The organism is Phycicoccus sp. Soil803 (assembly GCF_001429685.1).
GTDB lineage: Bacteria > Actinomycetota > Actinomycetes > Actinomycetales > Dermatophilaceae > Pedococcus.
This window is the reverse complement of record NZ_LMST01000001.1, coordinates 3,114,026-3,137,621: the sequence shown is the minus strand read 5'-3', so window position 1 is coordinate 3,137,621 and position 23,596 is coordinate 3,114,026. Positions and strand designations below refer to the sequence as shown.

Genomic DNA, 23,596 nt, shown 5'->3' with positions numbered 1-23,596 from the left:
ACGCGCACGGGTCTGCGCTGTTTGCATCTGCTCCAGGAGCGGGCCCGCTGTCATGTTGGCTGCATGGACGGACCGTCGGGAGAGGGCGTCCCAAGAGCCTGGGACGGGTCACGCGCCGAGTCGCGGATGGCACTGGGGCGGGGCCTGATCCTGGCCATGCTCACGTTGCTCGCGTGCGACGTGATCGGTGGCTTCATTGCCGTCGCGTCGGGCGTCGACACGTGGGACCACGCCTGGGGCTTTGACACGGAGTACACGGTGCCGCTCCCTGTCGGTGTGGTTCAGCTCGCCCTGGCTTGGTTGGCGGGCCGCAACGTGCGGCCTCCCGTTGGTCTCATCGCGGCGGTGCTCCTCAGCACGTTCTGCCTGGCCAGCCTGTTGTTCGGGTCGTTCGACGGCGACCTGAGGGGCAACATCGCGTCGGCTGGGTGGTGGTCATGGGGAGTGGTCTGGGGATTCGTGCTGCTCCTGGTCACGGGAGTCGTCGGTGTGCTCGCCGTTGCCCAGGCCAAGCGGCTTCGCCGGCAGCGCTGAGACCCGAAGAGCAGGTCGCCAGCCAGGAGCCGGAGGTGGTCGAGGCCTGAGAGCCGTTTGTCCGGAAGGCCGGAACTTGCCGGAAATTCAATGGCCCCAACGGCGTCCGTGGCCGTTGACGCTGTTGGCGCGCGGCGGGAGACTCGGCGTGAGGGGCAATTGGGAGGTCCGATGTCCTGGAACTTGGCCGGTAGCTACGTCGAGACCTGTTCGTGCGAGCTGATGTGCCCGTGCAACCTGTCTCTCGATCACGGAGCCACCTACGACTTCTGTCGCGTGACGCTCGTGTTCAACATCCGCGAGGGTGCCGTGGAGGGCACCGACATCGCGGGGTGCAAGGTCGCCCTGATCGCCGACACGCCCAAGGTCATGACCGAGGGCAACTGGCGGGTCGGGGTGTTCGTCGACGACGGCGCGACCGACGAGCAGTTCGACCAGCTCGTGCAGGTCTTCGGCGGCCAGCTGGGTGGGCCGATGGCGGGTCTCGCGCCGCTGATCGGCGAGATGCTGGGCGTCGAACGCGCCAAGATCGACGTCGAGGACGATGGCCTGCGACACAGCGTCCGCATCGGCGACGTCATCGACTTCGAGATCGCTGACATCGTGCCGTTCGGGGTGGAGTCCGGGGAGCCGATCAAGTTCTCCGGGATGTTCCACCCGGTCGGGTCGGACCTGACGATGGCCGAAGCCAAGCGGTCGAGGATCAGTGCCTTCGGCATCGAGTACGAGGGGAAGACCGGACTGTCGAAGTCGGACTTCGCCTGGACTGCCTGAACGGATGACCGACATCAGCTCGGCGGCCCCATCGGCCCGCGGAGGTCTACATCCTGCACTCGTCGCCAGCCGCGCGCAGTGGGGGCTGGTCGCGCTGCTCTTCCTCCTCGCAGCTGCCGCCTGGTGGTGGACCTTCGAGCTCATGCGCGGCATGGACACCGGCCCCTGGACGGCCCTCGGCTCGTTCGGATGGTTCATCAGCGTCTGGGTGGTCATGATGGCGGCGATGATGTTCCCGTCGGTCGCGCCGACGATCGCCCTCTACGCGCGGATGAGCGGGAAGTCGCGCCTGCTGCCCTTCGTCTTCACCGGCGGCTACCTCCTGACCTGGGTTGGTGCCGGCGTCGTCGCCTTCCTGGTCGGGGGAGTGGCGAGCCGCCTGGCGGGAGGGGCCCTGTCGTGGGACCGCGCCGGGCGGCCCATCGCCGGAGCCGTGTTGGTCATGGCTGCCGGCTACGAGCTGACGCCGCTCAAGAACGTCTGCCTCGGGAAGTGCCGTAGCCCGCTGGGCACGCTGCTCGGGTCCTGGCGGGGCGGGAGGTCGGGCGCCCTCCGGATGGGTGCCAAGAACGGCGCCTGGTGCGTCGGGTGCTGCTGGGCCCTGATGGCGTCACTGTTCGCGCTGGGAGTCATGAGCGTGGTCTGGATGGCAGTCGTCGCAGGCTTCATCGCGGTCGAGAAGGTCCTGCCGTGGCGGCGCACGGCGACGTACGGGACGGCGGTGATGCTGCTCGTGCTCGGCGTACTCGTCCTGGTCGCACCGGAGGCGCTCCCGGGTCTGACGGTGCCCGGGAACGACTCCATGACCATGACCTGAGGGTGGAGCTGGGGCTCGTCCTCGACGGTTGGCGAGAGGAGTGCCGCGATGAAGACGATGGCACGAAGCGGCTCAAAGCGCGCCTGGGGGTGTTCGGCCCTCTGCGCGGTCCTGCTCGGCGCCGGTTGCTCTGGTGGAGACAGTCCGACGAACCCAACCAGCAGAACCGCCTCGGCCACGAAGCCCGCGTCTGCGTACACCGGTTACCCGGACTCCGTTGCGGCGATCGGCCACTCGGCGGTGACTGGCGAAGGCACCCAGCCGGGCGGCCAGGAGGTCAAGGCCAACTCGTGGGCGACAGGGAGCAATCCTGAGGTGAACAGCGTCTACCTGCGCCTCCTGCAGGCACACCCTGCGATCAAGGGCCACGTCGTGAACTTCGGCTCGGGGAGTGCCGACGTCGAGTCGCTTGCTGGGCAGGCCGAGGGCCTGATCGCGCAGAACCCACAGCCTGAGCTGGTCCTCATCGCGACCCTGGATGCCGACATCGCCTGTCCGGCCACCCAAGGCGACTTCGCTACGTACGGCCAAGCCATCGGCAAGGTCCTCGGAGAGCTGTCGACGAAGATGCCCGGTAGCCGATTCTTCATCACCACCCAGATCAGCACACCCAGCCGCGATGCCGCGGTGTACTCACGATCAGAGCGGGCGAGCGTGGGCGGCACGGGTCCGTGCGCCTTCCTCGACCCGAGAGGCAACCTCGTCCCCAAGGAGCTCACCCGGCTCGAAGCCGCGATCGCAGGATTCAAGACCGAGCTGACCAAGGCCTGTTCGGAGACCGACCGGTGCAGCACCGACCAGACCGGCCAGGGCTGGACCATGCGTCGATCCGACTACAGCGACGACCTCAACCACCTGAACCTGAGTGGTCAGGCCAGGTGGGCGGAGTACGTGTGGGGCCTGCTCCAGAAGGCCAAGCTCGTTCCCGCGCCATAACCGAGCTCGGGGCGTGCACGCCCACGTCACAGGGATCGGGCCGTTGCGAGATCATCCGTTCGGCTTCGATCACGGCGGGATTGCCTCAGACGCAACCCCATTGGGGCCTACGCTCCCCTCCGTGGCACATCCCGACGGCAGCCGTGCGGCACTGTCCTCCACCAGGGGGCGACGTGCTGTGCTGGTGACCGCGCTCCTGGCCCTGGTCGCCAAGCTCGCGCTCGCGGCCAGCACCGGTGGCACGCAGGACCTGGGTGCCTGGAAGGCGTTCGCCAAGGGGGTGCGCGAGCAGGGACCGGTGGGGGTGTACGCCATCGACTTCTCGACCCGCGACGTCACCCAGTACAACCACCCACCGCTGGTCGGATACCTCCTCGAGGCGCTCGCCGCCCTCGAGCGCGTGGGCGTGCCCCTGCAGTTCTCGCTGCGGGCAACCGCCGCGATCAGCGATGTCGTGTGTGCGCTGGTCCTGTTCGAGATCCTGCGGCGACGAAAGTCGGTTGGCGCGGCGACGGTCGCGGGGGTCGCCCTGGCTGCCAGCCCCATCCTCCTTCTCGTGGCCGGGTACCACGGCAACACCGACCCCCTGATGATGTTGCTGCTCTGGCTCGGGACCTATCTCGTGGTCGACCGGCGGATGGCCGCGGTGGGGGGCATCGCCCTGGCGCTCGCCATCAGCGTGAAGCTCGCTCCGATCGTGGCGCTCCCGACCCTGGCTGCGTGGCTCCTCGGGCGCCGGGACCTACGCCTGCTGCTCCGCGCGGCTGCGGGGTTCGTCGTCACCATCGGCATCGTCTGGGGGCCGGCCATCGTCTCCCAGTGGGACGGTGTGCGGACCAATGTCCTCGGCTACGCGGGTGTCGGTGACCGCCCTTGGGGGCTCGTGAAGATGATGGACGCGTTCAACCTCCCGACGATGTCGGCGTGGCTGATCGGACCGGGTCGCTACCTGATCTTGCTCATCTGTGCGTTCGTGCCGGCCGTGCTGGTCTGGCGCAGGCCGGGGGCCGCCATGGAGTGTGTGGCCCTCAGCCTCATCGCGTTCCTCGTCCTCTCACCGGCCTTCGGCGTGCAGTACCTGGCCTGGGCCGCCGCGGCGACGCTGATCCTCCGGGCCAGGGTCGCCCTCGCCTACAACATCCTCGGCGGGCTCTTCCTCTTCGCGGTCTATGCGGACTGGAACCACGGGCTCGACTGGAGCGGCACGGCGAACGGGCAGCCATTCAGGCCGATCGAGGCCATCGCCGGTGTGGGGCTCTGGGCGATCCTCGTCGCGGTCGTGTTCATCGGGCTACGGCGCGTCCTGGCAGCGGAAGGCACGGGCGGGGCTCAGTCGCACTTGCGGCCGTTGGTGGGCAGCGCCTTCGCGGCCGGACCGAAGGCGGGGAGCAGCAGCGGCTCGGGAGCATAGGCGTGGGGGACCAGGACCTCGATCGCCGGCTCTCGTCCGTAGGTCGTGAACCGCACGCCGTCGCTCAGGGGCTCGACGACCCAGTAGATGCCGTCGACGTCGAGGCACTCCTTGTCGGTGGGGCCGAGGGCGGGCCATCCGCAGGTGGCGATGATGGCGGGGTCACCCCACGCAGCCGCGTCTGCCTTCACGCCACCGTTGGGGTCGACCCCCCGCGCGGACTGACCGCCAGCCTTCGAAGGCCACTGGGCGGTCGCCGGCTCGCACTCCGCCGTGTGTTGCGGCGGATAGATCTCCACGAGGGTGGAGCAGGCCGAAAGCAGACCACCGGCCACCCCGAGGACGAGGAGGCCGGTGGTCGTGGTGCGCACTGGGCGCGCAGCCCTCAGGCGGGCAGCGCGACACACGTCGGTCGAACGCTCAGACGTGGACGACGGTGCAGGTCAGGGTGCGGGTGATGCCCGGGACGTCCTGGATCTTGGCGATGACGAGCTTGCCCAGCTCGTCAACGGTGTTGGCCTCGACGCGGGCGATCACGTCGTAGGGACCAGTGACGTCCTCGGCCAGCACCACACCGGCAATCTGGGCAATGGCCTCGGCAACGGACGCCGCCTTGCCGACTTCGGTCTGGATCAGGATGTAGGCCTGGACCACCACGTGGCACCTCACAGTTCTGTTTAAGGGTTCAGTCTGTTCAAGCGTTGAGCTCGTCTTGGTACTCAGAGTCCTGAGCGGGACATCGGTGTCCCGGAGAACTGCACGGCCGGGGCGCACCTCGGCCACGCCAGACGCTACCGTGCCCGTGTCCCGCCCGTCTCCCCCGACCCGTCACGAGGAGGTCAAGTCATGGTCACGGCCGCTCGCACCCTGGCTGACGTCTCCGAGTCCGAGCTCCTGCGCGAGATCTTCCCGTTCTTCCCGTCGTCGGCAGCGCTGTCGGTCGGGCCGGGTGACGACGCAGCGGTCCTGCGCACCGGCCCGGCCACCGTTGCCACGACTGACTCGATGGTGCGCGGCCGGGACTGGCTCGACGAGTGGTCGACGGCGGGTGACGTGGCGACCAAGGTCCTCACCCAGAACCTCGCCGACGTCGCCGCCATGGGCGCGATCTCGACCGCGATCCTCGTGTCGCTGGTGGCCGAGCCCGCGACCCGGCTCGACTGGGCGGTGGACTTCGCCCGGGTGTTGGGGGAGCGAGCCTCCGCAGCGGGTGTCGTCGTCGCCGGCGGCGACCTGTCCTCGGCCCCGACCGGCGTCCTCATGGTGTCGGTCACCGCGCTGGGCGACCTCGGCGACCACCAGCCGGTGCTGCGCAGCGGCGCGCGCCCCGGCCACGTCGTGGCCGTCAACGGCACCCTCGGCCGCTCGGCGGCCGGCCTGGCGCTGCTGCAGGGTGGCGCCGACCCGCTGACCGTCACGGACGGCATACCTCGCTCGTGCCTGGCCCAGCACCTGCGTCCGGTCGCGCCGTTGGCGGCCGGACCAGAGGCTGCGCGCGCTGGTGCCAGCGCGATGATCGACCTGTCCGACGGGCTGCTGCGTGACGGTCACCGCATCGCCGAGGCGAGCGGCGTGCGCCTCGCGCTGTCCCCGACCGGTCTCCTCGACGACCACGCGGCACTCGAGCCGGTCGTCGGCGACGCAGCGTGGGAGTGCGTGCTCGCCGGGGGCGAGGAGCACAGCCTGCTGGCCACCTTCCCGGGCGACGTCCCCGACGGCTGGCGCACCATCGGCCTCGTGGAGGCCGGCGCGGGCGTCACCCTCGACGGGGCCGTCCAGCAGGCGCGCGGGTGGGACCACTTCCGGGCGTAGCAGGAAAATCGACACTTCGGCGGCTAGACATGAAAGGAGCCGACCTCCCGGTGGGGAGATCGGCTCGTTTCGGTATGCCGCGGGGGCAGGGTCAGCGCTTGACCTTGCCGGCCTTGAGGCACGAGGTGCAGACATTGAGACGCTTCGGGGTCACTCCCGCGTCGCCCACCAGCGCCTTGACGCGCTGGATGTTGGGGTTCCAGCGACGCTTGGTGCGGCGGTGCGAGTGCGAAATGTTGTGACCGAAGCCCGGTCCCTTGCCGCAGACGTCGCAGTTGGCAGCCACGGGTGTTCTCCTGAAATCGATTGGTACAAGAATGGATGGCCCCAAGGTGTCTCCTCGCGCGGGCACAAGCCAGCGACGCAGAGGTCCACGGGAACCGGTCAAGCGTAGCCGAGGTGTGGCGCAACGGCCAAAACGGGGCTCGTGACGGCGTCTGCGGCTAGCCTGCCACCGTGCTCGAAGCCCTCACCGCTGTGGACGCGAGGCGATGGGCCGTGCTCACTCGCGCCGCCTTCGCCGCGCGGCGGGCCGAGATCGACGCGCTCAACGTCTACCCCGTCCCGGACGGCGACACCGGCACCAACCTCTACCTCAGTCTCGACGCCGCCCTCGACTCGGTCCGCACCGAGCACGAGAAGGCCGGCATCCTCGGGGCGGCCACCCTGACGCAGGAGTGCTCGGCGCTGGCCCGCTCGCTGCTGCTGACCGCGCGCGGGAACTCCGGGGTGATCCTGAGCCAGCTCGTGCGCGGGTTCGCCGAGGCGATCGCCGAGTCCGGCAAGGACGAGGCGGGTGCCGAGACCATCGCCGCCGGCCTCGAGCGCGCCAGCCAGCGCGCCTACGCGAGCGTCACCCGCCCCGCGGAGGGAACGATCCTGACGGTGGCCCGGGCGGCCGCGGCGGCCGGAGCCGCCGCTGTCGACCGCGGGCTGGTGGCCGTGGCCGAGGACGCCCTCGACGCGGCGACCGAGGCCCTGCGGGCCACGACTGCCCAGCTCCCGGCGTTGGAGCGCGCCGGCGTCGTCGACGCGGGCGCGGCCGGTTACCTGCTGCTGCTCGAGGCGCTCGCGCGAGTGGTGCACCAGGACGGCACGCACGTGGGTGAGCGCATGGAGGTGTTCGCCGACGACTCGATGCGCCGTCGCGAGGACTGGAGCCAGGTCGGTGGCGTGGTCGAGCCGATCGGCGCGGCGGGGGGAGCGCCCACCGGTGACGGCGACCTCGTCGTGGGCGGCCCGGCCTACGAGGTGATGTACCTGCTGCGGGACAGCGACGAGGAGCGGGTGGCCACCCTCACGGCGACCCTCGACGGGCTCGGCGACTCACTGCTGGTGGTCGGCGGACCGGACCTGTGGAACGTCCACGTGCACGTCGACGACGTGGGTGCGGCCGTGGAGGCGGGCATCGACGCCGGTCGCCCCTACCGGGTGCGGGTCACGCATTTTTCTGTTCAGGGTGGTGGCGCTGACCAGATCGCTCGCGCGACGCCAGCAACCACGGTGGCCGTGGTCGCCTGCGCGGCCGGTCCCGGGCTGGCCGAGGTGTTCGAGGACGCCGGTGCAGTCGTCGTGTCCAGCGGACCGGGTCGTCGCGCCTCCGCCGGCCAGCTCCTCGACGCGGCCCGCGCGGCGCACGCCCTCGAGGTCATCGTCCTCCCCAACGACGGTGACACGGTGCTGGCGGCCGAGGCGGCCGCCAGCGCGGCGGAGCAGGAGGGCATCACCCTGCACGTCGTCCGCTCGCGGACGGCCGTGCAGGGCCTGGCCGCGCTCGCCGTCTTCGACGCCACGGCCTCCGCCTCCCGCAACGCCGCGCAGATGTCGCACGCCGCCGCGGCCACCCGCCACGGCGCGGTGGCGGTCGCCAGCAAGCAGGCCCTCACGAGTGCCGGCCCCTGCGAGCCCGGCGACGTGCTGGGCGCCGTGGCCGGTGACGTCGTCATCGTGGGGTCCGACCTTGAGGAGGTGGCCGTCGAGGTGGTGGCGCGGCTGCTCAGCAGCGGGGGCGAGATCGTCACCGTGATCGGGGGTGTCGACGCACCCGAGGGACTGGCCGAAGGCCTCGGGGCGCGGATCGAGCGGGGCCACCGAGACGTCGAGGTCAGCGTCATCGACGGGGGCCAGCCGCACTACCCACTGCTGCTCGGGGTCGAGTAGGCGTGGTCGACGAGCGCACCAAGCTGGACAAGCTGCTCGGCGTGCGGACAGCTGGCAACCTCGCCAAGCACCGTGACCTCGTGACGGTCGGCGACCTCCTGGAGTTCTGGCCGCGCCGCTACCTCGAGCACACCTCCGACCTGTCCGACCTGCACATGGGCAAGTACGTCGTGGCCGTCGCCGAGGTGAAGACCGCGGCTACGCGACGACCCAAGAGCGGTCGCGGCGAGATGCTCACGGTGACGATCACCGATGGTCGCAACGACGTCGACCTCGTGTTCTTCAAGGCATGGGGACACAAGGACGCGCTGGTGCCCGGTGTCCGGGCAGTGTTCGCCGGCACGGTCGGGATGTACGGCAAGAAGTGGCAGCTCGCCCACCCCGCCTACCAGCTCGTCGAGGGCGGCGACCTCGGCGTCGCCGCCACCGACCGCGGGCCGATCCCCGTCTACCTGCAGGTCAAGGGACTGCAGAACTGGACCGTCGCCGAGTGCGTGCGGATCGTGTTCGACCACCTCGAGGAGGTGCCCGAGCCGCTGCCGGCGAACCTGCGCAGGCGACACGGGCTGCCCGAGCGGCTCGAGGCCCTACGCGGCATCCACGTCCCCAAGGCCTTCCCCGAGGTGCAGCGGGCCAGGCAGCGGCTGCGCTACGAGGAGGCACTGGTCTTCCAGACCCTCCTCGCCCAGCGGCGGGCACGGCAGGCCGCCGACCGCACCGTGGCGCGCACTCCTCGGGCGGGTGGCCTGCTCGCGGCCTTCGACGCGCGGCTGCCGTTCGAGCTCACCGACGGACAGAAGGCCGTTGGCGCCACGCTGGCCGAGGAGCTCGCCAGGGACGTGCCCATGAACCGCCTGCTCCAGGGCGAGGTCGGGTCAGGCAAGACGATCATCGCGCTGCGCGCCATGCTCGCCGCGATCGACTCCGGCGGCCAGGCGGCGCTGCTCGCCCCGACGGAAGTCCTTGCGGCACAACACCATCGCTCGATCACGACGATGCTGGGCGACCTCGCCGAGGGTGGCCTCCTCGGCGGCAGCGACATCGGCACCAGGGTGGCGCTGCTCACCGGGAGCCAGGCCACCGCGGCGCGTCGCGAGAACCTCCTGCAGGCAGCCAGCGGCGACGCCGGCATCGTCATCGGGACACACGCGCTGATCCAGGAGAAGGTGCAGTTCCAGGACCTCGCGCTGGTCGTCGTCGACGAGCAGCACCGCTTCGGCGTGGAGCAGCGAGATGCCTTGCGGGAGAAGGGATCACAGCCCCCTCACGTGCTCGTCATGACGGCGACGCCGATCCCGCGCACCGTGACCATGACGGTCTTCGGCGACATGGAGACCTCGACCCTGGCCGAGCTTCCTCGGGGCCGTTCACCCATCGTGACGCACGTCGTGCCCGCCGACCGGGGCGCGTGGGTGCAGCGCACCTGGGAGCGAGTGGCGGAGGAGGTGCGCTCGGGGCGGCAGGCCTACGTCGTCTGTCCGCGGATCGGGGACGGCGACTCCCGGGCCGCCGGCTCCGCGGCCACGGCTGACGAGGAGGAGATCTCCGGCGTCTTCGCCCCCACCGACGAGGACGGCGACGAGGGCGAGGTCGCCGCTCCGCCGCGCGAGATGGCGAGCGTGTATGCCGTGGAGACCACCCTGCGCGCGAACCCCGCCCTCGCGGGTCTCTCGATCGCGGTCCTGCACGGCCGGATGGCCCCGGAGGACAAGGACGCGGTGATGAGCGCGTTCACGGCGGGGCGCATCGACGTCCTGGTCTCCACCACCGTCATCGAGGTCGGTGTCGACGTCCCCAACGCCACAGTGATGGTCGTCGTGGATGCCGACCGGTTCGGGGTCTCGCAGCTGCACCAGCTGCGCGGCCGCGTCGGCCGTGGTGTCCACCCCGGACTGTGCCTGCTCATGACGTCGTCCGAGGCGGAGGCATCGGTCGAGCGACTCCAAGCGGTGGCAGCCACCAACGACGGCTTCGAGCTGGCCCGGCTCGACCTCGAGCTGCGTGGCACCGGCGACGTCCTCAGCGGACGGCAGAGCGGGGGCGGCCGGTCCGGACGGGCGATGGGTCGGGGGAGCTTCCGGTTCCTCTCGCTCGTGCGGGACGAAGAGGTGATCCTGCAGGCGCGCGAGGACGCCGCCGAGCTGGTCGCGGCCGACCCCGAGCTCACCGAGCACCCGGAGCTGGCGAAGGCCGTGGCCGAGCGGGTCGACGCCGAGCAGGCAGCCTTCCTCGACCGAGGCTAGGACTACGACACTGCTCGCCCGGAGCGAGCAGTGTCGTAGCAGCGCGCCAACGTCGAGATATGGAGGGGCGCGGTTGGCCCGCGGCGCAATACGCTCGATGGATGCTGCTCTCGCATGACGACGAAGGTTCCGGTCCCGCGGTCGTGCTCCTGCATGCGGGGGTGGCCGACCGCAGGATGTGGGACGCCATCACACCGGCACTGGCGCACACGTTCCGGGTGATCAGACCGGACCTGAGGGGCTTCGGGCAGACCCCGCAGCCGCCCGGGCCCTACGCGGATGCCGACGACGTGGACGCCCTGCTGGACTCGCTCGGGGTCGTCGACGCCGCGGTCGTGGGGTCGTCGTTCGGCGGGCGGGTGGCGATGGAGCTGACCACGCTGCACCCGGCGAGGGTGTCCTCCCTGGTCCTGATGTGCACGGCCTACCGCGGGCTGGAGCCGACCGACAGCGTGAAGGCGTTCGGCGCCGAGGAGGACCGGCTGCTCGAGGCCGGTGACGTCGACGGAGCGGTCGCCCTCAACGTCGACACGTTCTTGGGCCCCGAAGGCGATGCCGCGGCGCGGGCCCTGCTGACGCTCATGCAGAAGCGGGCCTTCGACGTCCAGATCGCCGCCGACCTGGCCGATCCCGGGCCCGAACCGCGCCGCGTCGAGGTGGATCCCACGGCCATCGCCGTGCCCACCGTCGTGGTGTCGGGGGCCCACGACCTCGACCACTTCGGTGAGGTGGCCGCGCTGTTGGGCGAGCAGATCCCCGGGGCGGAGACGGTCGAGCTCGACTGGGCCGGACACCTACCCGCCCTCGAGCGCCCGGACGCCGTTCTCGCCCTGCTGCTCGACGTCCTGCGCGACGACCCGACGGTGCACGCCCCCTGACCCACGCCACTGCTACCTTGCCGCCGTGACGCGCATCATCAGCGGCCGGGCCGGAGGCATGCGGCTCACCACCCCGTCGGGCTCCGGCACCCGGCCCACGAGCGACCGCGTCCGCGAGGCGCTGTTCTCGCGGCTGGAGCACCTCGAGGTGCTCGTCGGGGCGAGGGTCGTTGACCTGTATGCCGGTTCAGGAGCTCTGGGCCTCGAAGCAGCCAGCCGCGGAGCGGTGACGGTCCTGCTCGTCGAGTCGGACAAGGCTGCCGCGAAGGTGACCCGACAGAACGCCGACGCCCTCGGCATACCGGGAGCAACGGTCCGGCACGCGACCGTGCAGCGGGTGCTGGCGACGCCGCCCCCCGAGCCGCAGACCCTGGTCTTCCTCGACCCGCCGTACGAGCTCAGCGAGGAGGCGCTCACCGCCGACCTCACCGCGCTCACGACCGGTGGCTGGCTCGCCCCTGACGCGCTCGTGGTCGTCGAACGCTCGGCCCGCTCACCGGAGCCGGCCTGGCCCGAGGTCCTCGAGCGTGAGGGCGAGCGCCGCTACGGCGAGACGAAGATCTGGTTCGCGGGCCCACGCACCCCTGACGTCGTCGCCTGACGCAGTCGCCTGACGCAGTCGCCTCGCGGCGACCCGGACGCGGACGTGACAGAGCCCGACCGCACCGCGGTCGGGCTCTGTCAGGGTGCCGGGTCGGTCAGACCGTGGGGGAGGAGGACGGCAGGAGGCTGAACTGCACCCCGCCCGTCTCGTCGACCGCGGCGTCGAGCACCTGGTCGCCCAGGGCGACGGCGGCGGTCTCGTCGAGGTAGACCTTCGCGCCATCCTGCTCGACGACGGCGTCGCCGGGCAGCGCCTCCTCGGCGGTGGTGACGGTCAGGCCGCCGGAGTCGACGCCCTCCTGGCTGAACCGCAGACCAGCGTCCTCGGTGCTGAGGTTCTGGTCGACGAGGGTCTTCACGATCGTGCTGGCGTTCTCGGTCAGGGTGAGCATGGGCTCTCCTTCGTTGCCGATGAGTCAGGCGATTGAGGTCAGGACCCCTCCACCGTGTCGCACCCACCGCGCGGACACCAAAACGGGTGTCCGATGGGTGGGACCGCCACCTCGCACTACCCCCGAGGTGTGACATCAGCGCAGGTGGGAGAGGGTATGGGGATGACGCACTACGAGATCCCCCGACCCATCGACGGCGATGTCGTCGAACTGATCCTCAACGACCACCGCCTCTTCGAAGCCCTCCTGCGCGACCTGCGGGACGCCACGGCCGACCGCGAGACCGCCCGCGAGGCGCTGTCCGACGTGCTCATCGCCCACGGTGAGGCCGAGGAGGAGAAGGTGTACAACCAGCTGAAGAGCAAGCGCGCCATCACCGCCCACGAGGCCGAGCACGGCGAGGAGGAGCACGCCGAGGGCAACGAAGCCCTCCTCGCCCTGCTGGAGTGCAAGGGCACCGACACGCAGAAGTTCGACGACGCGGTCGAGGCGCTCGCCAAGGCCCTCAACCACCACATCGGTGAGGAGGAGCAGACCATCCTCAACCCGGCCCGTGAGGACGTGTCGGAGCAGGTCCGCCAGGACCTCGGCGTCGCGTGGGCGACCCGCCGCAACGAGCTGCTGGACGAAGGTGCCGGGTCGATCACCAACGTCCGCAAGATCGTGGCCCGTGCCCACAAGGAGGGCCTGCTCCCCGCCGACGAGGAGGAGGACGAGTAGCCGGCAACGGAGCTCGACGGGCAGGGCCGCGCTGCTAGCGTTCCCGTGTGAGCAGCGCTGAGACCACGCAGGCCGGGCCCGTGCAGGTGGGGGCCCGGCGGTGCGTGTGCCCTGGCTCCTACGACCCGGTGACGCTCGGCCACACCGACGTCATCCGGCGGGCGGCGGCCCTCTACGACGAGGTCGTCGTCGCCGTGCTCCACAACCCGGCCAAGCGAGGCACGTTCACCCCGCAGGAGCGCCGCGACCTCATCATCGACACGTGCGATGACCTCGGAAACGTCCGCGTCGAGCTCTTCGCCGGTCGCCTCCTCGTCGACGTCGCCCGCGAGGTCGGGGCGAGCGCGATCGTCAAGGGCCTGCGAGGTGGCACCGACTTCGCCTACGAGCTGCCGATGGCCCTGATGAACCGCCACCTCACCGGGATCGAGACCGTCTTCCTCCCGGGCGACCCGAGCCTCGAACACATCTCGAGCTCGTTGGTCAAGGAGGTCGCGGCCCACGGCGGCGACGTCTCAGGGCTGGTCAGCGACCGGGTGCGGGACGCGCTGCTGGCCCGCCTGCAGGAGCGCTGACCTGACCTCGACGGACCCCCGGACGGCACGCTTCCGGCCCGACATCGAAGGGCTGCGCGCCGTCGCCGTCCTCCTCGTCCTGCTCTACCACGCAGGCCTGCCGCTCCCGAACGGCTTCCTCGGGGTCGACGTCTTCTTCGTCATCTCCGGCTTCCTCATCACCGGCATCCTCGTGCGCGAGCTGGTCACCACGGGCACGATCAGCTGGGCCCGGTTCGTCGGCCGACGGATCCGGCGGCTGCTCCCGGCGGCGATCCTCGTCCTGGTCGTGACCGCGCTGGTCGCCTGGTTCGTCGTGCCCGGCCTCCGGCGGCGCGACATCGGCACCGACGTCGCCGGCGCCGCGCTGTACGTCGTGAACTGGGTGTTCGCCCACCGCGCCGTCGACTACCTCGCTTCCGACAGCATCCCCTCCCCGGTCCAGCACTTCTGGTCGCTCGCCGTCGAGGAGCAGTTCTACGTGGTGTGGCCCCTCGCCCTGATCGCGCTCGCCCTGGTCCTGAAGCGGCTGGGCCGCCGACCCGGCGTGGGCGTCGTGGGCGGCCTCCTCGCCGCGATCGCCGTGCCGTCCTTCGGGTATGCCGTGTGGCTGGGTCACGTCGACCCGGACCGCGCGTACTTCGTCACCACGACGAGGGCGTGGGAGCTCGGCGTGGGAGCGGCGCTCGCGGTCTGGTGCGCCGGCAGGGAGGCGACTATCCGGCATACCGAAGCGCCTGAGGACGCCGACGGCGGGAAGGCCGCGGTGGCGTGGGCCGTGCTCGGGTGGGTCGGGCTGGCCGCCGTCATCGGGTCTGCGGTCTGGCTGCCGGCCGGTGCGACCACCCCCGGACCCTGGACCCTGGTCCCGACGGTGGGGGCGGCGGCGGTGCTGCTCGTCGGCTGGTCGGGTGCCCCGGGCGGGCCCGTGCGGGTGCTCAGCAGCGCGCCGATGGTGTGGGTCGGGGGACTGTCCTACTCGATCTACCTCTGGCACTGGCCCTCCCTGGTGCTGACCGAGTGGGCCCTCGACGGGATCACGACGACCCAGCGGGTGCTGGTGCTGGCCGTGTCGTTGCTGCCCGCGTGGGCGAGCCACCGGTTCCTCGAGAGCCCGATCCACCACAGCCGGGCGCTGGCCGCCCGCACCCGCCCGGTGCTCGCGCTCGGCGTCGCCCTGTCGGCCGTGGGGGCGCTCGCGGCCCTGCCGCTCGTCGCCGCGGCATCGCCGTTCCGCACGACGCCGGTGGCCGGCGCCCGACCCTCGGTCGACGCGCTCGGCGCCATGACCCTCTCGTCACCGCCGAGCACCGACCCGGCGGCGTATGCCGTCGACGACTGGGGCTGGCTCACCCCTGACCCGCAGCTCGCCGGCCAGGACCGCCCCGCCGCCGACGTCGACCGCTGCCAGGTGGACCGGCTGGTCGAGGAGCCGGTGGCCTGCGAGTTCGGCGTCGCCGATGGCCAGACCACGGTGGCCCTCGTCGGCGACTCCAAGGCCATGCAGTGGCTGCCCGCGCTGGAGCGGCTGGCCTCCGACCGTGGCTGGCGGGTCGTGACCTTCGGCAAGTCCTCCTGCGCACTGGCGGCCGGTCATGCCCAGAACGAGGGCCGGCCCTACCCCGCCTGCGACGAGTGGAACCGGCGGCTCGCCGACCGGTTGCGCGCGGACCCGCCCGACCTCCTCCTCACCTCCGGGTATGCCGCGTCGGCCTGGGACGGCGCGCACGCCACCCGGGCGGCACTGGTCTCGGGGCTCGCGACCCGCTGGCGGCAGCTGCGCGACGACGGTGTGCCGGTCGTGGTGCTGGGGGACAGCCCGCTCTCGCCCGACGACCTCGACGTGTGCACCGCCCGCCACCCGCGCCAGCTGACCCGGTGCGCCTTCGACCGGGCGTCCGCCGTGGCCGGCAGCGGGCTGCCCGCCCAGCGCGCGGCGGCGGCCTCCTCGGGCACTCCGCTGGTCGACCTCACGCCGTGGATCTGCCCGGTGGAGCGGTGCCCGGTGGCGATCGGGAACGTGTCGATCCACCGCGCCGGCGACCACCTGACCGCCACCTACGTGCGGACCCTGGCCCCCGTGCTGGGGGCGGCGCTGGACCGCGCCGTCCCGTCTGCTGTGACACGCTGAACCGGTCGCACGATCAGCCGCTCTGTTGGAAGCGAAACTTCCGGGATTCCGGCAGTTTCGCTTCCAACAGGGCGGCTGCGGGTGGGACGGCCTACCCGCGCATTTGGGGGAGTGGGCCGTGCTCCGGTAATCTCGTGCGTCGGTCTTGTCCTCGCCCGAGGTGAAGTCCGAGTCACTCGACGTCTGCTGGAGCCATGGAACACCTGAACCCCCGATCGCCGCTGGTCTTCGACACCACGGACCTCGGTCGGCGACCCGGTTCCATGGAACGCCTCCAGCGCACCGTCGAGGCACCTGCCGACTTCGGCACGGACGTCATCGCGGTCCCGGAAGGGTCCCCGATCGAGCTGGAGCTCCGGCTCGAGTCCGTCGTCGAGGGCGTGCTGGTCACCGGCTCGGCCCGAGCCACGGCAACCGGCGCCTGCGTGCGGTGCCTGGATCCCGTCAGCCACGAGGTTGACGGACACTTCCAGGAGCTGTTCGCCTACGCCGATCGCGCGGCCCACCACCGTGAGGTGGGCGCGGACGACGACGAGACCGAGGAGCACGTGCTGGAGGGCGACCTGTTCGACCTCGAGCCCGTGCTCGTGGACACGGTGGTGCCTGCACTGCCGTTCCAGCCCGTGTGCCGGGAAGACTGTCCGGGCCTGTGCTCCGAGTGTGGAGCCCACCTGGCGGACGACCCCGAGCACCACCACGAAGTGCTTGACCCCCGGTGGGCCGCGCTCAGCGCGCTGTCCCCCGACACCACCCAGAGCAACACCGAAGAGAAGAGGAACTGACGTGGCTGTCCCGAAGCGGAAGACGTCGCGCTCCAACACCCGTTCGCGTCGTGCGAACTGGAAGGCGACGGCGACCACGCTCACCACGTGCCCGCAGTGCAAGGCTGCCATGCAGCCCCACATCGCATGCCCGTCCTGTGGCACCTACAAGGGCCGTCACTACACGCCGGCCGAGCGCACCGAGCACCAGGGCTGAGTCGGTCTGAACCTCGCGTGAGTACTCCTCAGTCCCCGACCGGGGACAGCGCGATGCAGCGGCCCGTCGACGGCTTCGTCCAGCACCTCACCGAGGTGGTGGGTGGGACGATCGACGAGTCGCTGCTTCTGCGTGCCCTCACGCACCGCTCGTACGCGTACGAGAACGGCGGACTCCCCAACAACGAGCGCCTCGAGTTCCTCGGCGACTCGGTGCTGGGGCTGGTCGTGACCGACACCCTCTACGCCACCCACCCCGACCTGCCCGAGGGCCAGCTCGCCAAGCTGCGTGCCGCGGTGGTCAACATGCGTGCGCTCGCCGACGTGGCCCGCACCCTGGGCCTCGGCGACCACGTGATGCTGGGCAGGGGTGAGGAGAGCACCGGGGGTCGCGACAAGGCCTCGATCCTGGCCGACACGATGGAAGCCGTGATCGGGACGGTCTACCTGTCCTGCGGCATGCCCGCGGCGGCCCGGCTGGTGCACCACCTGCTCGACCCGCTGATGGCCGCCAGCGCCACCCTCGGCGCCGGGCTCGACTGGAAGACCAGCCTCCAGGAGCTGTCCGCCGCCACGGCCAAGGGCGTGCCCGAGTACCGCGTGGACGAAGAGGGCCCCGACCACGAGAAGACGTTCCACGCCCGCGCCGTCGTCGGCGACGAGGTGCTGGGGGCCGGCAGCGGCCGGTCCAAGAAGGAAGCCGAGCAGCGCGCCGCCGAGCTGGCCTGGCGGGCCCTGACGGCGCGCGCGGCCGACCTCCCCGGCGACCCCACCGCGTCGGTCGACGAAGAGGCCGTGGCGGGCTCGCCCTCCTAGGCGAGCACCCGGCATACCCCACGTCCGACCAGGCCGGCCCGCACGGGTGTCGGGCCCGCATGCTTGAGTTGCCCCATGCCCGAGCTGCCCGAGGTCGAGGTGGTCCGCCGTGGTCTGGCCGACCACGTGGTCGGGCGCACGATCGACGTCGCGGAGTTCCGCGGCGAGCGGGTGGCCCGCCGCCACCTGCCCGGCCCGCTCGACCTCGCCGACCAGCTCGCCGGGAACCACATCGAGCAGGCCCGTCGACGCGGGAAGTACCTCTGGCTGGTGCTGCGCGCCCCCGACGGCCACCGACAGGGGCTGATCGCGCACCTCGGCATGAGCGGGCAGCTGCTCGTCGAGGCGGCTGACGCGCCGGAGGAGAAGCACCTGCACGCGCGGCTCACCTTCGCCGACCGCGGACCCGAGCTGCGCTTCGTCGACCAGCGGACGTTCGGGGGGATGGCGCTGGCCGAGCTGACCGACGACCTGGTCCCCGAGACGATCGCCCACATCGCCCCCGACCCGTTCGAGGCGGGCTACGACCAAGCCGCCGTCGTGCGCCGGATGAAGTCCCGCGACTCCGCCGTGAAGCGGGCGCTGCTCGACCAGACCCTCGTCGCCGGGATCGGCAACATCTATGCCGACGAGGCCCTCTGGCGGGCGCAGGTGCACGGCGAGCGGCTCTGCTCGTCGCTCACCAAGCCGACCCTGTCGCGGGTGCTCGACCACGCCCACGACGTGATGCTCGCGGCCCTGGGTGAGGGCGGGACGAGCTTCGACGCGTTGTACGTCAACGTCAACGGGGCGTCAGGCTACTTCGACCGGTCGCTGCACGCGTACGGGCAGGAGGGTCGTCCGTGCGACCGCTGCGGCACGCTGATCCGGCGCGAGGCCTTCATGAACCGCTCGTCGTTCTCGTGCCCGAGGTGCCAGCCCCGTCCCCGACCCCGCCGCGGCTGAGCCGGCTGCAGACCCTGCTGCTGACAGCGGGGGTCGCGCGGTTGTACAACTGGACCGAGAGGGTGGTGAGGATGGATCACAACGGTCCGGCCAGGGCGGTCGTCTGGGTGCACGGTCGGGTGCAGGGGGTCGGGTTCCGCTGGTGGACCCGCGCCCGGGCGCTCGAGCTCGGCCTCGTCGGTCACGCCCGCAACGCCGGCGACGGCCGCGTCGAGGTGGTCGCCCAGGGCGACGAGGAGCGGATCCGTGAGCTGGTCGCGCTGATCGAGGAGCGTCCCTCCCAGCACCTGCGGCCCGGCGAGGTCCACCAGTGCGTGACCACCTGGGGTTCGCCCAAGGACGGGCTGGTCGGGTTTGTGGAGAAGTGAGCGCGAAATGAGCGCGGTTGCGGCAGTTTGCCCGCTGCGGCATTGACCGGCTGTGGTCCGGATGTCACTCTGAGAGATGCCCGGACGAGAAGCCGGATGAGATGCCGGAACCGGGCACCCGCCGGACGCGACCCCCACGTCTGCGGAGAAGGAGTCGACATGGCCAAGGCCCTGGTGGGCTATCGCGTGGCGTCTGACCCGCGACTGATGCTCGAGACCATCGAACTGCGTCGCCGGGTGCGGGACCTCGAGTTCCTCGTCGAGCGACTGCAGCTCGAGAACGACAAGCTGCGTGAAGATCTGAGACACCCCGACGCCGTCGCAGCCGGCGTGCCTACGATTGCCGGGTGAGCTCGACCGCAGCGACGCCCGGTTCGTCCCGTTCCACTGGTTCGACCCCTGACGATCTGCTGCGCCTGCGTGCGAGCATCGACAACATCGACGCGGCCCTGATCCACCTGCTCGCCGAGCGTTTCAAGTGCACCCAGCAGGTGGGTGAGCTCAAGGCCCGCGAGGGTATGCCGCCCGCTGACCCCGCGCGCGAAGAGGCCCAGATCGCGCGGCTGCGCGACCTCGCCGACCAGGCCGGGCTGGACCCGACGTTCGCCGAGAAGTTCCTCAACTTCGTGATCGCCGAGGTCATCCACCACCACGAGGCCATCGCCAGCTCCTGACTCTGCGCCCACTTCTGGCCACTGGTGTGGCAGGGAGCCGGGGTTTGGCGGGTCCGGTGCGGCACGGATGGCCAGAAGTCGGAGAAGGGGGCGCGCGGCATACCTCTGGGGTCACTCCTGTCACATGAGGCACAGGCAACGCAGGGCGACGGAAGGTGCCGGGACCACGCCGCGACCGCAGGTAAGGTGGCCCAGACCTCGACGGTCCCGTCAGACAGCCCCGCATCTCACCAGGAGCCGACCCGCTCGTGTACGTCAAGAGCCTCACCCTGAAGGGCTTCAAGTCCTTCGCCTCGGCGACCACGATGCGTCTCGAGCCGGGCATCACCTGCATCGTCGGGCCGAACGGCTCGGGCAAGTCCAACGTCGTCGACGCGCTCGCCTGGGTGATGGGGGAGCAGGGCGCCAAGAGCCTGCGCGGCGGCAAGATGGAGGACGTCATCTTCGCCGGGACGTCCGGCCGTGCGCCGCTGGGTCGCGCCGAGGTCGCGCTGACCATCGACAACTCCGACGGCGCGCTCCCGATCGACTACACCGAGGTCACGATCGCGCGGACGATGTTCCGCAACGGCGGCTCCGAGTACGCCATCAACGGCACGTCCTGCCGCCTGCTCGACGTCCAGGAGCTGCTCTCCGACTCCGGCATCGGCCGCGAGATGCACGTCATCGTCGGCCAGGGCCAGCTCGACGCCGTCCTGCGCGCCACCCCCGAGGAGCGGCGCGGCTTCATCGAGGAGGCGGCCGGCGTCCTCAAGCACCGCAAGCGCAAGGAGAAGGCGCTCCGCAAGCTCGAGTCGATGGAGGCCAACCTCACCCGGGTCAACGACCTCACCGGTGAGATCCGCCGCCAGCTTGGCCCCCTGGGTCGCCAGGCCGAGGCCGCCCGCAAGGCCGCCGTCATCCAGGCCGACGCCCGGGACGCGCGCCTGCGCCTGCTCGCCGACGACCTCGTCCAGCTGACGTCGACCCTCGAGCAGGAGGTCGCCGACGAGACCGCCCTGGTTGCCAAGCGCACCGAGGTCGAGGAGGGGCTGGCCACGCTGCGCAGCCGGCTCGCCACCCTCGAGCAGCAGGCCCAGGACGCCGCGCCGGAGCTCGCCAGGGCGCAGGAGCGCTGGTTCAGCCTGCAGCAGCTGCGCGACAAGCTCACCTCCACCGAGTCCCTCGCCGCCGAGCGCGTGCGCCTGCTCAGCCAGGACACCCACGACGAGCAGACCTCGGGCCGTGACCCCGAGGAGCTGCGCGCGCAGGCTGCCGAGGCGCGCAAGCAGGAAGAGGCCCTGCTCGCCGAGGTCCGCGAGGCCAAGACCGAGCTCGAGGTCGCCGTCGCGGCCCGCGAGGCCGCCGAGCAGGCGTATGCCGCGGAGCAGCAGCGGCTCCAGCGCCTCGCCCGCGCGGCCGCTGACCGACGTGAGGGACTGGCCAAGCTGGCCGGCCAGGTGGGCGCCCGCCGGAGTCGGCTCGAGGCCGGGGAGGCGGAGATCGGCCGCCTGCGCGGTGTCATCGAGCAGTCGCTCCAGCGCGCCGCCGCGGCGGAGCAGGAGTTCCGGACCCTCGAGGCCTCGGTCGCCGTCGACGAAGAGGGCGAGGAGGGGCTCGACTCCGCCTACGAGAAGGCCGCTGCCGTCCTCGAGCAGGTCGAGGCCGAGGTCGAGCAGCACCGCGAGGCCGAGCGGCTCGCCGAGCGCGACCGCACCAGTGGCGCCGCGCGGCTCGAGGCCCTCGAGCTCAGCCTGTCCCGCAAGGACGGCGCGGCCACCCTGCTGGCCGCCGCCGACTCCCAGCACGGGATCGTCGGGTCGGTCGCCTCCCTGCTCCAGGTCAAGGGCGGCCACGAAGCCGCCATCGCGGCGGCGCTCGGCTGGGCCGGTGATGCCCTCGCCGTCGAGTCAGTCGACCACGCGGCTCGCGCCCTCACCACGCTGCGGGCCGACGACGCCGGCCGGGCTGCCTTCCTCGTCGGGCAGACCGCCCGCTCCAGCGACCCGTCCACCTGGCCCGTGCTCGAGGGTTCGGCGGTCTGGGCCCGCGAGGTCGTCGAGGCACCCGCCACCGTGCGGCCCGCGGTGGAGCAGCTGCTCGACCGCGTGGCGCTCGTCGCAGACCCCGCCCTCGCAGCGGCCCTCGCCTCACGCGGTGAGGGGATCACCGCGGTCACCACCGACGGCGACGTGTTCGCCCCCGGCTTCGTCCGCGGCGGCAGCAGCAGCGCGCCCAGCCTCATCGAGATCCAGTCGGCCGTCGACGAGACCCGCGACCGCGTCGCCGACGCGACTCGGCGCGGCGAGCAGGCCCGCTTCGCGCTGACCGCTGCGCAGGAGCGCCAGCGGGTGGCCAACGACGACGTCGAGGCCGCCCTCGAGCGACTCCACGACTCCGACGCCAAGATGGCAGCCGTGGCCGAGCGCCTGGGCCACCTCGGGGCCACCGTGCGCTCCGCCAAGGCCGAGGCCGAGCGCACCGAGCGCACCATCGCCGACGCCACCGCGGCCCTCGAGAGCGACCGGGTCGAGCTGGCCGGGCTCACCGAGCGCCTCGACGAGGCCAGCGCGGAGCCGACCGAGTCGCAGGACCCGAGCACCGACGAGCGCGACCGGCTGGAGCTCGAGGCGAGCCGCGGTCGCACCGCGGAGACCGAGCTGCGACTCACGTTGCGCACCAAGGAGGAGCGTGCCCGCGCCCTCAAGGGTCGGGCCGACTCGCTCGAGGGCGCGGCCCGCAACGAGCTCGCTGCCCGTCAGCGGCTCGCAGCCCGCCAGGAGCGGCGCAAGCGCGAGGCGACGGTGGCCGAGGCCGTCCGGCGCGGCGCGGCATACGCGAGCACGCTCATCGCGACCGCCCTCGACACCGCCGCCCGCCAGCGCGCCGCCGCCGAGCAGGAGCGCGCCGAGCGCGACCAGGCCCTGACCCAGGTGCGATGCGAGGTCTCCGTCCTCCAGGACGACCTGCGCGAGCTGACCGACACCGTCCACCGTGACGAGGTCGCGCGCACCCAGCAGCGCCTGCGCATCGAGGCCATGCAGGCCAAGGCGGTCGAGGAGCTGGGCATCGACCCCGACGCCCTGATGGAGGAGTTCGGCCCCCACCAGCTCGTCCCCTTCGTGGCCGGTCCCGACGACGACCCCGACGCTCTCCCGGAGCCGGCGCCCTTCGTGCGCGAGGTCCAGGAGAAGCGGATGCGCAAGGCCGAGCGTGCCCTCGGTGCCCTCGGCCGCGTCAACCCGCTCGCACTGGAGGAGTTCGCCGCGCTGGAGGAGCGGCACAAGTTCCTCACCGAGCAGCTCGAGGACCTCAAGAAGTCCAAGCGCGACCTGCTCGACATCGTCCGTGAGGTCGACGAGCGGGTCGAGCGGGTGTTCACCGAGGCGTTCCACGACACGGCCGCGCAGTTCGAGGGCGTCTTCAGCCGACTCTTCCCCGGTGGCGAGGGCAAGCTCACCCTCACCGACCCGGCCAACATGCTCACCACCGGCATCGAGGTCGAGGCCCGCCCGCCCGGCAAGAAGATCAAGCGCCTCTCGCTGCTCTCCGGTGGCGAGCGGTCCCTCGTGGCCGTGGCCCTGCTGGTGTCGATCTTCAAGGCTCGGCCCAGCCCGTTCTACATCATGGACGAGGTCGAGGCAGCGCTCGACGACGCCAACCTGGGCCGTCTGATCACGCTCTTCGAGGAGCTGCGCGACTCCAGCCAGCTCATCGTCATCACCCACCAGAAGCGCACCATGGAGGTCGCCGACGCCCTCTACGGTGTGTCGATGCGTGGTGACGGCGTGACCACTGTCGTCTCGCAGCGGATCCGGGACGTGGCTGCCCAGAGCGCGTAGCACCCCGGCGCTAGCGCGCCGATTTGAGCA

The 23,596-nt window shown here is 71.4% G+C and carries 25 protein-coding genes; 21 read left to right on the top strand and 4 right to left on the bottom strand.

Annotation, left to right across the window (positions count from 1 at the left end; all coding sequences use genetic code 11):
• Positions 1-63: 63 nt before the first annotated feature.
• From ASG95_RS14490 to ASG95_RS14470, 5 genes are all read left to right on the top strand, one after another.
• The gene (locus ASG95_RS14490) at positions 64-534 is read left to right on the top strand and encodes a hypothetical protein (protein ID WP_157582104.1); all 471 of its coding nucleotides are present in this window, start codon (positions 64-66) and stop codon (positions 532-534) included.
• Between the two features lie 171 nt (positions 535-705).
• Entirely contained in the window at positions 706-1,308 is a 603-nt protein-coding gene (locus tag ASG95_RS14485; protein ID WP_056922502.1) for a DUF1326 domain-containing protein, read from the top strand.
• 4 nt (positions 1,309-1,312) lie between these two features.
• Positions 1,313-2,125: a DUF2182 domain-containing protein gene (locus ASG95_RS14480; RefSeq protein WP_057377908.1), complete on the top strand. Its 813-nt coding sequence runs from the start codon at positions 1,313-1,315 to the stop codon at positions 2,123-2,125.
• A 240-nt stretch (positions 2,126-2,365) separates the two neighbouring features.
• Positions 2,366-3,061 carry a hypothetical protein gene (locus ASG95_RS14475; RefSeq protein WP_057377907.1) on the top strand — a complete coding sequence of 232 codons (696 nt, stop codon included), beginning with the start codon at positions 2,366-2,368 and terminating at the stop codon, positions 3,059-3,061.
• A 121-nt stretch (positions 3,062-3,182) separates the two neighbouring features.
• Positions 3,183-4,472: a glycosyltransferase 87 family protein gene (locus ASG95_RS14470; RefSeq protein WP_162259410.1), complete on the top strand. Its 1,290-nt coding sequence runs from the start codon at positions 3,183-3,185 to the stop codon at positions 4,470-4,472.
• Here the strand turns inward: ASG95_RS14470 and ASG95_RS14465 are convergent.
• Together ASG95_RS14465 and ASG95_RS14460 are read right to left on the bottom strand one after the other, a co-directional pair.
• Positions 4,391-4,843 (bottom strand): DUF3515 family protein, encoded by a 453-nt coding sequence (locus tag ASG95_RS14465; RefSeq protein ID WP_057377905.1) that lies wholly within the window; start codon positions 4,841-4,843, stop codon positions 4,391-4,393. The two genes, ASG95_RS14470 and ASG95_RS14465, sit on opposite strands and share 82 nt — an antisense overlap.
• Before the next feature lie 49 nt (positions 4,844-4,892).
• Positions 4,893-5,126, bottom strand: coding sequence for an Lrp/AsnC family transcriptional regulator (locus ASG95_RS14460; RefSeq protein WP_056922722.1), 234 nt, complete (start codon positions 5,124-5,126; stop codon positions 4,893-4,895).
• A 192-nt stretch (positions 5,127-5,318) separates the two neighbouring features.
• On the opposite strand from ASG95_RS14460, the gene thiL reads away from it, so the two are divergent.
• Positions 5,319-6,284, top strand: coding sequence for a thiamine-phosphate kinase (gene thiL, locus ASG95_RS14455; RefSeq protein WP_056922509.1), 966 nt, complete (start codon positions 5,319-5,321; stop codon positions 6,282-6,284).
• Between the two features lie 91 nt (positions 6,285-6,375).
• On the opposite strand, the gene rpmB is transcribed toward thiL, so the two are convergent.
• Complete coding sequence (rpmB, locus tag ASG95_RS14450; RefSeq protein ID WP_056922510.1) at positions 6,376-6,570, bottom strand: 50S ribosomal protein L28; 195 nt, start codon at positions 6,568-6,570, stop codon at positions 6,376-6,378.
• A gap of 170 nt (positions 6,571-6,740) precedes the next feature.
• Here rpmB and ASG95_RS14445 point away from each other — a divergent pair, with 170 nt between their 5' ends.
• The 4 genes from ASG95_RS14445 to rsmD all read left to right on the top strand — a co-directional run bounded on the left by ASG95_RS14445 (position 6,741) and on the right by rsmD (position 12,166).
• On the top strand, positions 6,741-8,444 hold the full coding sequence (locus ASG95_RS14445) for a DAK2 domain-containing protein (protein ID WP_057377904.1): 1,704 nt from the start codon (positions 6,741-6,743) through the stop codon (positions 8,442-8,444).
• A 2-nt stretch (positions 8,445-8,446) separates the two neighbouring features.
• A complete protein-coding gene (locus ASG95_RS14440; RefSeq protein ID WP_057377903.1) occupies positions 8,447-10,687 on the top strand; it encodes an ATP-dependent DNA helicase RecG in 2,241 nt (746 codons plus the stop codon).
• A 101-nt stretch (positions 10,688-10,788) separates the two neighbouring features.
• Positions 10,789-11,565, top strand: coding sequence for an alpha/beta fold hydrolase (locus ASG95_RS14435; protein ID WP_057377902.1), 777 nt, complete (start codon positions 10,789-10,791; stop codon positions 11,563-11,565).
• A 25-nt stretch (positions 11,566-11,590) separates the two neighbouring features.
• Positions 11,591-12,166: a 16S rRNA (guanine(966)-N(2))-methyltransferase RsmD gene (rsmD, locus tag ASG95_RS14430; RefSeq protein WP_056922514.1), complete on the top strand. Its 576-nt coding sequence runs from the start codon at positions 11,591-11,593 to the stop codon at positions 12,164-12,166.
• 97 nt (positions 12,167-12,263) lie between these two features.
• On the opposite strand, the gene ASG95_RS14425 is transcribed toward rsmD, so the two are convergent.
• The gene (locus ASG95_RS14425; RefSeq protein ID WP_056922515.1) at positions 12,264-12,560 is read right to left on the bottom strand and encodes a hypothetical protein; all 297 of its coding nucleotides are present in this window, start codon (positions 12,558-12,560) and stop codon (positions 12,264-12,266) included.
• Between the two features lie 162 nt (positions 12,561-12,722).
• Here ASG95_RS14425 and ASG95_RS14420 point away from each other — a divergent pair, with 162 nt between their 5' ends.
• The 11 genes from ASG95_RS14420 to smc all read left to right on the top strand — a co-directional run bounded on the left by ASG95_RS14420 (position 12,723) and on the right by smc (position 23,566).
• Entirely contained in the window at positions 12,723-13,280 is a 558-nt protein-coding gene (locus ASG95_RS14420; protein ID WP_057378934.1) for a hemerythrin domain-containing protein, read from the top strand.
• A 47-nt stretch (positions 13,281-13,327) separates the two neighbouring features.
• Positions 13,328-13,855 (top strand): pantetheine-phosphate adenylyltransferase, encoded by a 528-nt coding sequence (gene coaD / locus ASG95_RS14415; protein ID WP_235543905.1) that lies wholly within the window; start codon positions 13,328-13,330, stop codon positions 13,853-13,855.
• Between the two features lies 1 nt (position 13,856).
• Positions 13,857-15,965, top strand: coding sequence for an acyltransferase family protein (locus tag ASG95_RS14410; RefSeq protein WP_082592642.1), 2,109 nt, complete (start codon positions 13,857-13,859; stop codon positions 15,963-15,965).
• 194 nt (positions 15,966-16,159) lie between these two features.
• The gene (locus tag ASG95_RS14405; RefSeq protein ID WP_056922517.1) at positions 16,160-16,747 is read left to right on the top strand and encodes a DUF177 domain-containing protein; all 588 of its coding nucleotides are present in this window, start codon (positions 16,160-16,162) and stop codon (positions 16,745-16,747) included.
• A 1-nt stretch (position 16,748) separates the two neighbouring features.
• Positions 16,749-16,943 carry a 50S ribosomal protein L32 gene (rpmF, locus tag ASG95_RS14400; protein ID WP_056922518.1) on the top strand — a complete coding sequence of 65 codons (195 nt, stop codon included), beginning with the start codon at positions 16,749-16,751 and terminating at the stop codon, positions 16,941-16,943.
• Positions 16,944-16,996: 53 nt separating this feature from the next.
• A complete protein-coding gene (gene rnc, locus ASG95_RS14395) occupies positions 16,997-17,758 on the top strand; it encodes a ribonuclease III (protein WP_056922519.1) in 762 nt (253 codons plus the stop codon).
• A gap of 75 nt (positions 17,759-17,833) precedes the next feature.
• Entirely contained in the window at positions 17,834-18,703 is an 870-nt protein-coding gene (gene mutM / locus ASG95_RS14390) for a bifunctional DNA-formamidopyrimidine glycosylase/DNA-(apurinic or apyrimidinic site) lyase (protein WP_056922520.1), read from the top strand.
• A gap of 71 nt (positions 18,704-18,774) precedes the next feature.
• Complete coding sequence (locus ASG95_RS14385; RefSeq protein ID WP_056922521.1) at positions 18,775-19,071, top strand: acylphosphatase; 297 nt, start codon at positions 18,775-18,777, stop codon at positions 19,069-19,071.
• A gap of 159 nt (positions 19,072-19,230) precedes the next feature.
• Entirely contained in the window at positions 19,231-19,422 is a 192-nt protein-coding gene (locus tag ASG95_RS14380) for a hypothetical protein (RefSeq protein ID WP_056922522.1), read from the top strand.
• A complete protein-coding gene (locus ASG95_RS14375) occupies positions 19,419-19,745 on the top strand; it encodes a chorismate mutase (RefSeq protein WP_056922523.1) in 327 nt (108 codons plus the stop codon). The genes ASG95_RS14380 and ASG95_RS14375 overlap by 4 nt, the downstream gene beginning before the upstream one ends.
• A gap of 248 nt (positions 19,746-19,993) precedes the next feature.
• Positions 19,994-23,566, top strand: a complete 3,573-nt coding sequence (gene smc / locus ASG95_RS14370; RefSeq protein ID WP_057377900.1) for a chromosome segregation protein SMC — start codon at positions 19,994-19,996, stop codon at positions 23,564-23,566.
• Positions 23,567-23,596: the final 30 nt, after the last annotated feature.

Coding starts and splice junctions, on each gene's coding strand:
- thiL (WP_056922509.1), top strand. CDS start 5,319: ATGGTCACGGCCGCTCGCACCCTGGCTGACGTCTCCGAGTCCGAGCTC.
- ASG95_RS14380 (WP_056922522.1), top strand. CDS start 19,231: ATGGCCAAGGCCCTGGTGGGCTATCGCGTGGCGTCTGACCCGCGACTG.
- ASG95_RS14385 (WP_056922521.1), top strand. CDS start 18,775: ATGGATCACAACGGTCCGGCCAGGGCGGTCGTCTGGGTGCACGGTCGG.
- ASG95_RS14490 (WP_157582104.1), top strand. CDS start 64: ATGGACGGACCGTCGGGAGAGGGCGTCCCAAGAGCCTGGGACGGGTCA.
- rnc (WP_056922519.1), top strand. CDS start 16,997: ATGCAGCGGCCCGTCGACGGCTTCGTCCAGCACCTCACCGAGGTGGTG.
- ASG95_RS14435 (WP_057377902.1), top strand. CDS start 10,789: ATGCTGCTCTCGCATGACGACGAAGGTTCCGGTCCCGCGGTCGTGCTC.
- ASG95_RS14425 (WP_056922515.1), bottom strand. CDS start 12,560: ATGCTCACCCTGACCGAGAACGCCAGCACGATCGTGAAGACCCTCGTC.
- ASG95_RS14485 (WP_056922502.1), top strand. CDS start 706: ATGTCCTGGAACTTGGCCGGTAGCTACGTCGAGACCTGTTCGTGCGAG.
- ASG95_RS14420 (WP_057378934.1), top strand. CDS start 12,723: ATGACGCACTACGAGATCCCCCGACCCATCGACGGCGATGTCGTCGAA.
- mutM (WP_056922520.1), top strand. CDS start 17,834: ATGCCCGAGCTGCCCGAGGTCGAGGTGGTCCGCCGTGGTCTGGCCGAC.
- ASG95_RS14405 (WP_056922517.1), top strand. CDS start 16,160: ATGGAACACCTGAACCCCCGATCGCCGCTGGTCTTCGACACCACGGAC.
- ASG95_RS14480 (WP_057377908.1), top strand. CDS start 1,313: ATGACCGACATCAGCTCGGCGGCCCCATCGGCCCGCGGAGGTCTACAT.